We start from the raw sequence: 12,926 nt of genomic DNA on the forward strand, positions 1-12,926 counted from the left end.
TGCTTCAATGTTCCATCGTATAGATTTTCAGCGTTGCCGAGCCGCGGGTGGCGATCCGATGTGTTTGCCCGGCCGTATCCGTAGTGCCGGTAAAAATCTGCCCGGTGTCGGTAACGATTCGGTAGCGGATGCTCACGAGCGGACGGTGGGAGCCATCCAGCAACGTGAATTGCTCGTCGTGTACGGCATTCGATCGAGCAAATGACCGCTTAGCTGCATCAGGTTGGTGCCCAGTCAGCGTCGCAGTCTCTCCTGCAGTAAAAGTCATCCGCATGCCGCGCTCAGCGTAGAAGATCGGCGGTGGGTTGCATCCGCAGACATTGATATCCCCGCTCAATGCCCACTGTTTGCCGTTCGGGCCGGTACCGGGCCAGCGCGGCCCTTGCGGTGCGATGTATCCTTCGCGCTTGCAGGCCGAGCAGTAGGTCTTCATGTCGAGCGTGGCGATATGAACCGTCGGCGGCGGATTGGAATAGGTCACGGTGTCGAGGCCCTCGACAATCACCGCTTCCCCGGCGCGGTCGCCTTTGGCAAGAAAGTAGCGGATCATGAGCGCTACCTCAGCGGGGCATGGACGAGCGGGTGACGACGCTAAATACAACGGACGACGCCAAGCCTTGTCGCTCGGGACTATCGGTGATCGTGTCGCCGTTATCGAGTTCGCTGCCAACGAAGGCGAGCGGCGCGAAGTCGGCCCGGTCGGCCAAAACCAGACCGGTCGTCACGCGCGCGGTTGAGCCGTCGGGATAGCGGATCAGGTCGCCCACCGTGGCAGCTTTGCCCAAGTGCGGCGCTACTTCCCATGTGCCGGACGGCTCGCGTAATGCACCGCCGCGCGCTGTTGTCGCGCCACGTACCGCCAATCTATAGGCAGGCGGTGCGGGTGGCGGCACATAGGTGGGATCGAACAGGCCCGCAACGCTTTGCCCCTCCCGCACGTGAATGCCCCACGAAGTGCGCAGCGTTTCGGTAATTCGGTCACCGTTGCTCAACCGGCTGCCGACCAGCGCGAACGGCTTGCCTCCGCTATGGTTGTCTCCCGCGCCGTCGATAATCGCGGCCTCGCTACCGTCGTCGTAGGTCACTACATCGCCGACGCAGGCGACTTCCAATCCGGCCAATGTCAGGCCGCCGGTTGCGGTGGTGACACGTCCACCGCGTTCCGTGAGCGCGCCAACGGTGGCGAAAAGATGGGTCGGTGCTTTGAGTTCGTTTTTCATCCGGCTTCCCTGTCTCAGTAAATGGAATGGCTGCCTAGAGACGCTATTCCAGATAAGAAACGTCGATCAATCGGACGAATATGATTCAGAGCTGGTAACTTCTATTACTTGTTCCGTTCTGCCTGTTGCATTGACCGCGCGTGCGCGAATGCGCTAGCTCAATCGCGGATACTCAGTCCCTGCGCACCCGCAGCAGGAACTTCTGCAGCTTGCCCGTCGGCGTGCGCGGCAGCGCCTGCGCGAACGTGAATTCGCGCGGGACCTTGTAAGCGGCCAGCCGCTCGCCGCAGAACGCGCGCAGTGCATCCGCGTCGGGCACGCTGCCCGCGCGCAGCACCACGTGCGCGACGACCGTCTCGCCCCAGTCGGGATGCGGGACGCCGACGACGGCCGCCTCGGCGATGTCCGGGTGCGCGCCGAGCACGTCCTCCACTTCCTTCGAATAGACGTTCTCGCCGCCCGTCACGATCATGTCTTTCAGCCGGTCGACGATGAACAGGTAGCCATCCTGATCGATCCGTGCGATGTCGCCGGTGCGATACCAGCCGTCCGGCGCGAACGCGGCGCGCGTCGCGGCCGCATCGTCGAGATAGCCGAGCATCATGCTGTCGGTCTTCAGCCAGATCTCGCCGGTCTCGCCCGGCTGCGCGTCGAGGCCGTCCGTCCGCATGACGCGCAGGTCGACGCCCGGGCCGCCGGTGCGGCCGATCGACCCGGCCTTCGCGATCTGCTCGTCCGGATACAGCGTCGTGCCGGCCGGCCCTGCTTCGGTCATGCCGTACACCTGGAAGAACGCGTTGCTGCGATACGCACGCGTGAGACGTTCGGCCTGCGCGGGGCCGATCGGGCCGCCGCCGTACAGCCACGCGCGCACGCTCGACAGGTCGAACGCCGCGAACCCGTCGATCGTGTCGAGCGGCAGCAGGTACGACACCGGCGCGCCGAAATACAGCGTCACGCGCTCGCGCTCGATGGCCTGCAGGAAGCGCAGCGGATGGTATTCGCGCAGCAGCACGACGGTGCCGCCCGCGTACAGCGTGCCGCCGAACCAGTTGTTGAGCGGCGACGAATGCCAGATCGGCATCGCCATCAGCGTGCGCTCGTGGCGGCCGATGCCGGTCGCGAGCGCCGCCTGCATCGCCGCGAGCGTCACGGTGCGGTGGCTGTGCACGCAGCCTTTCGGGTGGCCGGTCGTGCCGGACGTATAGAGGATCTGCGCGATGTCGCCCTCGGCCGGCTCGATGCCCGCGAGGCCGTCCATCGTCGCGCACAGCGTGTCGAAGCACGGCACGCCGTCGAGTTCGCCTTCGGTCACGAGCCGCCGCGCGGGATGCACGAGGCGTTCGACCACCGGCGCGAGCGCCACGTCGAACAGCAGCGCCTTGCTGCGGCTGTGTTCGAGCACGTAGTCGACTTCCGGCGCCTGCAGCTTGTGGTTGACCGGCACGAACGTCGCACCGAGCCGCCACGCGCCGAACATCAGGTCGACGAAGGCCGGCGTGTTGAAGCACATCGCGGCGACACGGTCGCCGGCCGCGACGCCGAGCGCGCTCAGCACGGCTGCCGCGCGGTGCGAGCGCTCGCGCGCGGCGGCATAGGTGATCGTCGCGGATTCGCTGACGAGGAACGGCTGGTCGGGCGTCGCACGGGCGGCGCGGTCGAGGGCGGCGACGAGGTTCATCGGGACTCCGGGCGGGCGAACGAAGGCGAACTGGGCCTTACCGAGCTATCCAAAGGGCATCAGGCCGGGTACGCGCGCTGCAGCAGCGCGGCGACGTCGATCGCGTGCGGATCGAAGCCGCCTGCGATGCGGCCCCAGTCGGGCGCGGCGAGCCGCGTCGCGACGAATGCGTCGGCAACGGCCGCCGGCGCATCGCGGCGCAGCAGGCACGCCTGCGCGAGCACCGCGAGCCGCTGCGCGAACACGCGGCCCGACGCCTCGAGCGCGTCGGCCGGCGCCGCGAGCATCGCGCGCAGCGCATCGAGCGCCATGCGGATGCGCGGTTCGCCCGCGCCGAGATCGGCGAGTTCGTCGAACAGCGCAGCGGCCGCGTCGGGCTCGCGCGATATCGCGCGCAGCACGTCGAGGCACATCACGTTGCCCGAGCCTTCCCAGATCGAGTTGACGGGCGCCTCGCGGAACAGCCGCGCGATCGGGCCGTCGTCGACGTAGCCGTTGCCGCCGAACACTTCCATCACCTCGCCGGTCAGCTCGACCGCGCGCTTGCACACCCAGAATTTCGCGGCGGGCGTGACGATGCGCTTCCATGCGCGTTCGCGCGGCGAGTCGTCGCGCTCGAACGCGTCGGCGAGACGCATCGACAACGACAGCGCGGCTTCGCTCTCGAGCGCGAGATCGGCGAGCACGGTGCGCATCAGCGGCTGCTCGGCGAGCGCGCGGCCGAACGCATGGCGCCGGCGCGTGTACGCGATCGCCTGCACGACGCCCTGGCGCAGCATCGCCGCGCTGCCGAGCACGCAGTTCAGCCGCGTGGTGGTGGCCATCTCGATGATGGTCGGGATGCCGCGGCCTTCGTCGCCGAGCATGATGCCCCACGCGTCGTTCAGCTCGATCTCGCTGCTCGAGTTGCTGCGGTTGCCGACCTTGTCCTTCAGCCGCTGGATCTCGATCGCGTTCTTCGTGCCGTCCGGCCGCCAGCGCGGCACGTAGAAGCACGACGGGCTGCCGGCTTCGGTGCGCGCGACGACGAGGTGCGCGTCGCACATCGGCGCCGAGAAAAACCACTTGTGGCCGCGCAGCCGGTATTCGCCGCCGCGGCCGCCCGCGCCGACGGCGGTCGCGAGCGTCGTGTTCGCGCGCACGTCGGAGCCGCCCTGTTTCTCGGTCATGCCCATGCCGAACCAGATCGAGCGCTTGTCGGCGACCGGCACGTCGCGCGGATCGTAGTCGTTGCTGTAGAGCTTGTCGCGCAGCAGGTCCCACAGCACGGGCTCCTTCTGCAGCACGGGAATCGCGGCCTGCGTCATCGTCGCCGGGCACAGCGTGCCGGCCTCGATCTGGCCATGCAGGTAGAAGCCGGCCGCGGTCGCGGCCCAGCGGCCGCGGCGCGTGTCGCGGAACGCGAGCGACACGAAGCCTTCGTGGCGGTACTGGCCGAGCAGCGTGTGCCAGGCCGGGTGGAAGTCGACGCGGTCGATGCGCCGGCCGCGCCGGTCGAAGGTGTGCAGTTCCGGCGTGTGGCGGTTCGCTTCGTCGGCGAGCCGTGCGGTGTCGGCGCTGCCGAGCCGCGCGCCGTAGGCGTCGAGCTGCGGCACGGCCCAGTCGGCGCCCGCGCGGGTGAGCGCATCGCGCAGCGCGATGTCCGTCGCGAAGAGGTTATAGTCGACCAGTTCGTCGAACTGGTTCGTGACGGCGTGAGTCGATTCGGTCATCGAGGTGTCTCCGGTCTCATGCTGCGCGGGCGGCCGGCGTCATGCCGCACGGATGACGCTTCGGCGCCGGCTCCGGCCCCCGGTAAAACGCATGCCCTGCTGATTTCCAGAGTAGCAAATATGCCGCCGCGACATGTTCAGGTTCCGGCGCCGCCCGGCCAGCCGGCGGCGCAACCCGCGCCCGCCTTGCGCCGCCGGCCGCGCCAGTCGCGCGCGCAGGCGAGTTCCGACGCGCTGCAGCAGGCGTTCGTTCAGCTTTTGCTCGAACGCGGCTACGCGAAGGCGACGATCCGCGAGATCGCGGCGGTCGCGGGCGTGAGCATCGGCACCTTCTACGAATACTTCGGCGACAAGCAGAGCCTCGCGGCGCTCTGTATCCACCGGCACGTACAGGCGATGGCCGACCGGCTGCGCGACGCCATTGCGCGACTGCATGGCGCGCCGCGGGCCGAACTGGCCGCCGCGCTCGTCGACCTGCAGGTCGACGCGATCGGCGCCGACGCGGCGCTGTGGGGCGCGCTCTTCGCGCTGGAACGGCAGGTGTCGCCGCTCACCGCCTACCGTCGGCATTACGACGCGTACGTCGCGCTGTGGCGTGACGCGCTCGCGCATGCGGCCGATCCGCCGCCGGCCGCGCGGCTCGACGGGCTCGCGCGGATGGCGCACACGATCTGCTACGGCGGGCTTTCGCAGGCGTTGCTGACGCTCGGGCCCGCGTTCGACATCGCCGCGCTGCGCGACGAACTGCGGGCCGTGCTGCTCGCCTACCTGGCGGCGGCCGGCCGGTAGCATCCCTGGGGCCTGCTCACACTGATAACAGCCTAGGGGAAATGCCTGATTCGCATGTCGCCCCGACAGGCTAGCCTTGCCGCTGCGTACCCCTCCCCACGAGCCATGAGAAAAATGCATGGCCGCCATGACGAACTTTCGATTGTCCACCGATATTGGCTCGGGCTAAATCGTGCGACAGATGCAGGCCGTGCGTGTCGCGCGCGGCCGCCCGAAGGACATCAGAAGGAGGAGTCATGCGAAGCGCGACCGCGCCCCGTTCGAAACTACCCGACGTCGGGACGACGATCTTCACGGTGATCGGCCAACTGGCTGCCCGTCACGATGCGTTGAACCTGTCGCAGGGGGCGCCGAATTTCGCGCCCGATCCGGCGCTCGTCGAAGGCGTCGCGCGCGCGATGCGCGACGGGCACAACCAGTACGCGCCGATGGCCGGCGTCATGGCGCTGCGCGAGCGGCTCGCCGAAAAGACCGAGGCGCTGTACGGCCCACACTACGATCCGGCTACCGAGATCACGGTGATCGCGAGCGCGAGCGAAGGGCTCTACGCGGCGATCAGCGCGCTCGTGCATCGGGGCGACGAGGTGATCTACTTCGAGCCGTCGTTCGACAGCTATGCGCCGATCGTGCGGCTGCAGGGCGCGACGCCGGTGGCGATCAAGCTGTCGCCCGAGCATTTCCGCGTGAACTGGGACGAAGTCGCCGCGGCGATCAACCCGCGCACGCGGATGATCATCGTCAACACGCCGCACAACCCGACCGCGACGGTGTTTTCGGCCGACGATCTCGAACGGCTCGCGCAGCTCACGCGCGATACCGGCATCGTGATCCTGTCCGACGAGGTCTACGAGCACGTCGTGTTCGACGGCGCGCAGCACCAGAGCATGGCGCGCCATCGCGAGCTGGCCGAGCGCAGTGTGATCGTGTCGTCGTTCGGCAAGTCGTTCCACGTGACGGGCTGGCGGGTCGGCTATTGCCTCGCGCCGGCCGAGCTGATGGACGAGATCCGCAAGGTGCACCAGTTCATGGTGTTCGCGGCCGACACGCCGATGCAGGTCGCGTTCGCGGAAATCCTCGCGCGGCCGGACAGCTATCTCGGCCTGTCGGCGTTCTACCAGGCCAAGCGCGACCTGCTCGCGCGCGAGCTGGCCGATTCGCGTTTCGAGCTGCTGCCGAGCGAAGGCTCGTTCTTCATGCTCGCGCGCTTCCGGCAGTTCTCGGACGAAAGCGACAGCGATTTCGTGCTGCGCCTGATCCGCGATGCGCGCGTCGCGACGATTCCGCTGTCGGCGTTCTATACCGACGGCACCGACGCCGGCGTGATCCGGCTCAGTTTTTCGAAGGACGACGCGACGCTGGTCGAAGGCGCGCGGCGGCTGCGTTCGCTGTAAAGCCCGTACGTCAACCGGCGACGGGAGCGTCGCACCGACCAGACACAGGAGATCACGATGAAGCACACGACCACCCTGAAACTCGCGTTCGCACTCGCGTGCGCCATCGGCTCGGGCGCGGCGCTCGCGGATGCGCAGACGCTGCGCTTCGGCCTCGAAGCGCAATACCCGCCGTTCGAATCGAAAGCGCCGAACGGCGACCTGCAGGGCTTCGACATCGACGTCGGCAATGCCGTCTGCCAGACGGCGAAGCTGTCGTGCAAATGGGTCGAGACGTCGTTCGACGGCCTGATTCCCGCGCTGCAGGGCCGCAAGTTCGACGCGATCAACTCGGCGATGAACGCGACCGAGCAGCGGCGCCAGGCGATCGACTTCACGACGATCATCTATCGCGTGCCGACCCAACTGATCGCACGCACCGGCAGCGGCCTGCTGCCGACGCCGGAATCGCTGAAGGGCAAGCGCGTCGGCGTGCTGCAGGCGTCGATCCAGGAAACCTTCGCGAAGGCGCACTGGGAGCCGGCGGGCGTCGCGGTCGTCGCGTACCAGGACCAGAACCAGGCATACGCGGACCTCGTGGCCGGCCGTCTCGACGCGACGCTCGTGCTCGCACCGTCCGGCCAGCGCGGCTTCCTGTCGCGTCCGGACGGCAAGGGCTTCTCGTTCGTCGGCCAGCCCGTGCGCGACGACAAGATCCTCGGCAATGGCATCGCATTCGGGCTGCGTAAAGGCGACAGCGCGCTGAAGGCGAAGCTCGACGCGGCGATCGACAAGCTGAAGGCGGACGGCACGGTGAAGTCGCTCGGCCTGAAGTATTTCGGCGATATCGACATCTCGGCGAAGTAAGCGGAGCCGCGCGCGATGCAGAACCGGAACACGGCCGCCGCGGGTGGCGAACAGGGCGGCGGATCGCTGTCGGGTGATGCGGTCGAAGCCGTGCTCGTCGCCGAACTGGGCGATGCGCTCGTGACGCGCTCGGCGGACATCGATCCGCGTTACTTCACCGCGTACAACGAGCCGGCCGGCGTGCGGCCCCGCGCGCTGGTGCGACCGCGCAGTGTCGACGACGTGTCGCGCACGCTCGCGCTGTGTGCGCGGCTCGGCCAGCCGGTCGTGCCGCAGGGCGGTTTGACGGGACTTGCGCGCGGTGCGGTCGCGCTCGGCGGCGAGGTGGTGCTGTCAATGGAGCGCTTCGCGGGCATCGAGGCGCTCGACGCGGCGGCCGGCACGATGACGGTACGCGCCGGAACGCCGCTGCAGACGGTGCAGGAAGCCGCGGAAGCGGCGGGTTTCACGTTCGGCGTCGATCTCGGCGCACGCGGCTCATGCCAGATCGGCGGCATGCTCGCGACCAATGCGGGCGGCACGCGCGCGATCCGCTACGGGATGATGCGCGAGCAGGTGCTCGGGCTCGAGGCGGTGCTCGCGGACGGCACGGTCGTGTCGTCGATGAACCGGATGCTGAAGAACAATGCGGGCTACGACCTCAAGCAGCTGTTCATCGGCAGCGAAGGGACGCTCGGCGTCGTCACGCGTGCGGTGCTGCGGCTGCATCCGCTGCTGGCCGCGCCGGCCACGGCGCTCTGCCGCGTGCGCGACTACGACGCGGTGGTCGCGCTGTGGAACCGCGTGCGCATGTTGCCGGAGGTCGTCAGTTTCGAGGCGATGTGGCCGGCGTTCTACGACTACGTCGCGCGTCATACGCCGGGTGTTTCGGCGCCGTTCGTCGGCGACGATGGCTTCGCGATCCTGATCGAATGCGCGACGAGTGCGCCGGGCGGCGATGCGCACCAGGCGCTGGAAACCGGTCTCGCGGCGGGGTTCGACGCAGGGCTCGTGGAGGATGCGGTGCTCGCGACGTCGGAGCGGCAGGCGCGCGACTTGTGGACGCTGCGCGAAGGCCTCGCGATCGACGCGCTGCCGCAGCTCGTCAACTTCGACGTGAGCCTGCCGACGGGCGAACTCGGCGCATTCGCCGAGCGCTGCGACGCGGCATTGCGGGCGCGCTGGCCGGACGTCACGTGCCTGTTCTTCGGCCATGTCGGCGACGGCAACGTGCATATCGGCGTGTCGCTGGCCGGGATGACCGACACGGATCTCGATGCGCTCGATCACTGCGTGTACGCGGTGGTGCGCGACATGGGCGGCTCGGTGTCGGCCGAGCACGGGATCGGCGTGCTCAAGCGCCCCTATCTCGCGCATACGCGCAGCGATGCGGAAATCGGATTGATGCGACGCCTGAAGGCCGCGCTGGATCCGCTCGGCATCCTGAACCCCGGCAAGGTGCTTTGATCGGGGTGACGCACGTTGCCGGCGGGAGCCGGCGTGCGTGACGCGTCAGCCGTCCACCCAGCGCAGCGCACCGATCTTCAGGTGCTCGACGACGCTGCGCGCCCAGTCGAGTTCGGCATTGAGCAGGACGAGCGCATGCTCGTTCTGCAGCAGGAACAGGCGCGGCACCTGGTCGGCCTGCGCGGTGGCGCGCAGCGTTTCGAGGCGTTCGCGCTCCGCGTCGAGCCGCGTGATTCGAAGCTCGAGCTGGTGGCGGGCATCTTCGGCGTCGAGCAGCGGCAGGAATGCCAGGCCGGCGCCGAATGCCGGAAATTCACGCGCGGGTTCCGCGAGCAGCGCATGCAGCCACGCCTGCCCGGCCGTGTGGCCGGCCTCGGTCAGCGCATACAGCGTGCGCTCCGGAAACGCGCCGTCGCGCTCGGTGTCGTGCACGGCGATCAGCCCCTCGCGCAGCAGCCGGTCGATCGTCTGGTAGAGGCTGGTGCGCTGGCGCACGTTGACGACTTCGTCATACCCGCGCGCCTTCAGTTGCTGCAGCATCCCGTAGGGATGCATCGGTGTTTCGGTGAGCGTCGCGAGGACGGCCAGCGCGAGCGGGGACGGGCGACTGGTGGACATGAATAGTGATTCAATATCTAGTAAGAATATAACTATTCTTAACTAGACTATCATATTTCACAAGGGTTTCAGCCGAGGTGCGAGCGCTTCGCGGCCGGGGCGACGGTTTCCATCGTCGCGAGACCGTGCACGATGCCGCAATCTTCGACCGAATGCTCGCCGACGCACTGGCGGCGCAATTCGGTGAGCTGGTCGCGCAGGTGCGTGAGTTCCGCGAGGCGCGCATCGACGTGTCCGATGTGCTCGTCGAGCAGCGAATTGATCGAGTCGCAGGGGTCGGCCGGCGTGTCGGTGAGTTGCAGCAGCGCACGGATTTCGTCGTGCGCCATGTCGAGTGCGCGGCAATTGCGGATGAAGCGCAGCCGCTCGACGTGCACGTCGGTGTAGTTGCGGTAGTTCGAGTCAGTGCGCTCCGCATCCGGCATCAGACCCTCTTTCTCGTAGAAACGGATCGTCTCGGGTGTGCAGCGGGCCGCTTTGGCCAGTTCGCCGATCTTCATGACCTTTCTCCCGTGTAAGGGTTGACCTTGTAGTGGCTTCAGGGTGTTAACTCTACACCGTTGCCATTGAGGAGGTTGTCATGACCGACGCCCAGCGTACCCACGACCCACGACACCGTCATGCCGGCGGCGCCGCTCCGTGCTGCGCCGACGCGCACGATACGGATACGGCCACCGTCGCCGACGCGGCGCCGGTGGCCGGCGAGCACGCGCACGGCGAGGTCGCCGCAGCGCGCGGCGCGCAGTCGCGGGCCCACAGCCACGACCACGATCATCAACATGATCACGCGCATGCCGGTCGCGAAGAGGGGCACGCCCACGGCGCCGGTTGCAGCCACGGCAGCGGCAAGGAACACGACCACGATCATGGTCATGACCATGCGCACGAGCATGGCGACGGCCATGTCCATGGCGCCGCCTGTGCACACGGCAGCGCCGCACACGACCATGCCGACCACGACCACGACCACGACCACGACCACGACCACGACCACGACCACGACCACGCGGCCGGCGATTGCTGCGCGCCTGCCGCGCTGACGCTCGCGCCGCTGCCGGTTGCGCAGGCGACCGCGTCGGGTCACGTGCGCTCCGCATTCCGGATCATGCAGATGGACTGCCCGACCGAGGAAACGCTGATCCGCAAGAAGCTCGGCGGGATGAGCGAAGTGTCGGCGCTCGAATTCAACCTGATGCAGCGGATGCTGACGGTCGAGCACGTGCCGGACGCCCAGCCGGCGATCGAAAGCGCGATCCGCTCGCTCGGGATGACGCCCGAGGCGGCAGCGCCCGGCGCACCGGCCGCGCGCGTCGCCGACGCGCCCCCGAAGCCGTGGTGGCCGCTGGCGCTCGCCGGTGTCGCCGCGATCGCGTCCGAAGGCGCGACCTGGGCCGGCCTGCCCGTGTGGCTCGCGGCGGCGCTTGCGCTCGCGGCGGTGCTCGCATGCGGGCTCACCACGTACAAGAAGGGCTGGATCGCGATCCGCAACGGCAACCTGAACATCAACGCGCTGATGAGCATCGCGGTGACGGGCGCGATGGCGATCGGCCAGTGGCCGGAAGCCGCGATGGTGATGGTGCTGTTCACGATCGCCGAGCTGATCGAAGCGAAGTCGCTCGACCGGGCACGCAATGCGATCCAGGGCCTGATGCAGCTCGCGCCGGACACCGCGACCGTGCAGGACCACGACGGGTCGTGGCGCACGATCGAGGCCGCGCAGGTGGCGCTCGGTGCAGTCGTGCGCGTGAAGCCGGGCGAGCGGATCGGGCTGGACGGCGAAGTCGTCGCGGGCCGCTCGACGGTGAACCAAGCGCCGATCACCGGCGAGAGCCTGCCCGTCGAAAAGACGACCGGCGACGCCGTGTACGCGGGCACGATCAACGAATCGGGTTCGTTCGACTATCGCGTGACGGCCGTCGCGGCCAACTCGACGCTCGCGCGGATCATCCACGCGGTTGAAGAAGCCCAGGGCGCGAAGGCGCCGACGCAACGCTTCGTCGACCAGTTCGCACGTGTCTACACGCCGATCGTGTTCGCGGTCGCGCTGCTGGTCGCGGTGGCGCCGCCGCTCGTGATGGGCGGGGCGTGGCACGACTGGATCTACCGCGCGCTGGTGCTGCTCGTGATCGCGTGCCCGTGCGCGCTGGTGATCTCGACGCCGGTGACGATCGTGTCGGGGCTCGCGGCAGCCGCACGACGCGGGATTCTCGTGAAGGGCGGCGTGTACCTGGAAGAAGGGCGCAAGCTCGCGTGGCTCGCGCTCGACAAGACCGGCACGATCACGCACGGCAAGCCGGTGCAGACCGACTTCGACCTGCACGCGACCGACGCCGATGACGCACGTGTGCGGCACCTCGGCGCGAGCCTCGCGGCGCGCTCCGATCACCCGGTGTCGCAGGCGATCGCAGCCGCAGCGCGCGACGCGGGCACGACGGTATTCGCCGATGTGCAGGACTTCGAAGCGATCGTCGGGCGCGGCGTGCGCGGCACGATCGACGGCACGCGCTACTGGCTCGGCAACCACCGGCTCGTCGAGGAACTCGAGCGCTGCTCGACGGCCCTCGAAGCGAAGCTCGATGCGCTCGAGCGGCAGGGCAAGAGCGTCGTGGTGCTGGTCGACGAAGCGCGCGTGCTCGGCATCTTCGCGGTGGCCGACACGATCAAGGACACGAGCCGTGAAGCGATCGCGGATCTGCATGCGCTCGGCATCCGCACCGCGATGCTGACCGGCGACAACCCGCATACCGCGCAGGCGATCGCGCAGCAGGCCGGCATCGACGACGCACGCGGCAACCAGTTGCCGGAAGACAAGCTCGCGGCGGTCGAGGAGCTGTCGGCCGGCGGCGCGGGCGCGGTCGGGATGGTCGGCGACGGGATCAACGACGCACCGGCGCTCGCGCGCGCCGACATCGGCTTCGCGATGGGCGCGATGGGCACCGACACGGCGATCGAGACGGCCGACGTCGCGCTGATGGACGACGACCTGCGCAAGATTCCCGCGTTCGTGCGGCTGTCGCGTGCGACGCATCGCGTCCTGGTGCAGAACATCGGCTTCGCGCTCGGCGTGAAGATCGTGTTCCTCGGCCTCACGGTCGCGGGGCTCGGCACGATGTGGATGGCGGTCTTCGCCGACGCGGGCGCCAGCCTGATCGTCGTGGCCAACGGTTTGCGGCTGCTGTCGTCCTCGGGGGCGTTCGGCGGTGCGCAGGCCAAGCGTTGAGGA

At 68.4% G+C, this 12,926-nt stretch carries 11 protein-coding genes; 5 read left to right on the forward strand and 6 right to left on the reverse strand.

Annotation, left to right across the window (positions count from 1 at the left end; all coding sequences use genetic code 11):
- Positions 1 to 4 precede the first annotated feature (4 nt).
- From CFB43_RS00535 to CFB43_RS00550, 4 genes are all read right to left on the reverse strand, one after another.
- Complete coding sequence (locus tag CFB43_RS00535; RefSeq protein WP_089493824.1) at positions 5 to 550, reverse strand: PAAR domain-containing protein; 546 nt, start codon at positions 548 to 550, stop codon at positions 5 to 7.
- Positions 551 to 560: 10 nt separating this feature from the next.
- Positions 561 to 1,220 carry a PAAR domain-containing protein gene (locus CFB43_RS00540; protein WP_089493825.1) on the reverse strand — a complete coding sequence of 220 codons (660 nt, stop codon included), beginning with the start codon at positions 1,218 to 1,220 and terminating at the stop codon, positions 561 to 563.
- A 172-nt stretch (positions 1,221 to 1,392) separates the two neighbouring features.
- Complete coding sequence (locus CFB43_RS00545; protein WP_089493826.1) at positions 1,393 to 2,901, reverse strand: class I adenylate-forming enzyme family protein; 1,509 nt, start codon at positions 2,899 to 2,901, stop codon at positions 1,393 to 1,395.
- Positions 2,902 to 2,960: 59 nt separating this feature from the next.
- Positions 2,961 to 4,613, reverse strand: coding sequence for an acyl-CoA dehydrogenase family protein (locus tag CFB43_RS00550; protein ID WP_089493827.1), 1,653 nt, complete (start codon positions 4,611 to 4,613; stop codon positions 2,961 to 2,963).
- 120 nt (positions 4,614 to 4,733) lie between these two features.
- On the opposite strand from CFB43_RS00550, the gene CFB43_RS00555 reads away from it, so the two are divergent.
- The 4 genes from CFB43_RS00555 to CFB43_RS00570 all read left to right on the forward strand — a co-directional run bounded on the left by CFB43_RS00555 (position 4,734) and on the right by CFB43_RS00570 (position 9,085).
- Positions 4,734 to 5,402 (forward strand): TetR/AcrR family transcriptional regulator, encoded by a 669-nt coding sequence (locus tag CFB43_RS00555; protein ID WP_089493828.1) that lies wholly within the window; start codon positions 4,734 to 4,736, stop codon positions 5,400 to 5,402.
- Between the two features lie 236 nt (positions 5,403 to 5,638).
- A complete protein-coding gene (locus CFB43_RS00560) occupies positions 5,639 to 6,793 on the forward strand; it encodes a pyridoxal phosphate-dependent aminotransferase (protein WP_089493829.1) in 1,155 nt (384 codons plus the stop codon).
- 57 nt (positions 6,794 to 6,850) lie between these two features.
- Positions 6,851 to 7,639: an ABC transporter substrate-binding protein gene (locus CFB43_RS00565; RefSeq protein WP_089493830.1), complete on the forward strand. Its 789-nt coding sequence runs from the start codon at positions 6,851 to 6,853 to the stop codon at positions 7,637 to 7,639.
- Between the two features lie 15 nt (positions 7,640 to 7,654).
- Complete coding sequence (locus CFB43_RS00570; protein ID WP_089493831.1) at positions 7,655 to 9,085, forward strand: FAD-binding oxidoreductase; 1,431 nt, start codon at positions 7,655 to 7,657, stop codon at positions 9,083 to 9,085.
- Positions 9,086 to 9,130: 45 nt separating this feature from the next.
- Here CFB43_RS00570 and CFB43_RS00575 read toward each other — a convergent pair whose 3' ends face one another.
- On the reverse strand, positions 9,131 to 9,703 hold the full coding sequence (locus tag CFB43_RS00575; RefSeq protein WP_089493832.1) for a PadR family transcriptional regulator: 573 nt from the start codon (positions 9,701 to 9,703) through the stop codon (positions 9,131 to 9,133).
- A gap of 68 nt (positions 9,704 to 9,771) precedes the next feature.
- Complete coding sequence (gene cadR, locus CFB43_RS00580; RefSeq protein ID WP_011350541.1) at positions 9,772 to 10,203, reverse strand: Cd(II)/Pb(II)-responsive transcriptional regulator; 432 nt, start codon at positions 10,201 to 10,203, stop codon at positions 9,772 to 9,774.
- 80 nt (positions 10,204 to 10,283) lie between these two features.
- Between cadR and CFB43_RS00585 the strand changes: the two genes are divergently transcribed.
- The gene (locus CFB43_RS00585; RefSeq protein ID WP_089493833.1) at positions 10,284 to 12,923 is read left to right on the forward strand and encodes a heavy metal translocating P-type ATPase; all 2,640 of its coding nucleotides are present in this window, start codon (positions 10,284 to 10,286) and stop codon (positions 12,921 to 12,923) included.
- The last annotated feature ends 3 nt before the right edge of the window (positions 12,924 to 12,926 follow it).

The organism is Burkholderia sp. AU15512, assembly GCF_002223325.1.
GTDB lineage: Bacteria > Pseudomonadota > Gammaproteobacteria > Burkholderiales > Burkholderiaceae > Burkholderia.

Coding starts and splice junctions, on each gene's coding strand:
- CFB43_RS00535 (WP_089493824.1), bottom strand. CDS start 550: ATGATCCGCTACTTTCTTGCCAAAGGCGACCGCGCCGGGGAAGCGGTG.
- CFB43_RS00540 (WP_089493825.1), bottom strand. CDS start 1,220: ATGAAAAACGAACTCAAAGCACCGACCCATCTTTTCGCCACCGTTGGC.
- CFB43_RS00545 (WP_089493826.1), bottom strand. CDS start 2,901: ATGAACCTCGTCGCCGCCCTCGACCGCGCCGCCCGTGCGACGCCCGAC.
- CFB43_RS00550 (WP_089493827.1), bottom strand. CDS start 4,613: ATGACCGAATCGACTCACGCCGTCACGAACCAGTTCGACGAACTGGTC.
- CFB43_RS00555 (WP_089493828.1), top strand. CDS start 4,734: ATGCCGCCGCGACATGTTCAGGTTCCGGCGCCGCCCGGCCAGCCGGCG.
- CFB43_RS00560 (WP_089493829.1), top strand. CDS start 5,639: ATGCGAAGCGCGACCGCGCCCCGTTCGAAACTACCCGACGTCGGGACG.
- CFB43_RS00565 (WP_089493830.1), top strand. CDS start 6,851: ATGAAGCACACGACCACCCTGAAACTCGCGTTCGCACTCGCGTGCGCC.
- CFB43_RS00570 (WP_089493831.1), top strand. CDS start 7,655: ATGCAGAACCGGAACACGGCCGCCGCGGGTGGCGAACAGGGCGGCGGA.
- CFB43_RS00575 (WP_089493832.1), bottom strand. CDS start 9,703: ATGTCCACCAGTCGCCCGTCCCCGCTCGCGCTGGCCGTCCTCGCGACG.
- cadR (WP_011350541.1), bottom strand. CDS start 10,203: ATGAAGATCGGCGAACTGGCCAAAGCGGCCCGCTGCACACCCGAGACG.
- CFB43_RS00585 (WP_089493833.1), top strand. CDS start 10,284: ATGACCGACGCCCAGCGTACCCACGACCCACGACACCGTCATGCCGGC.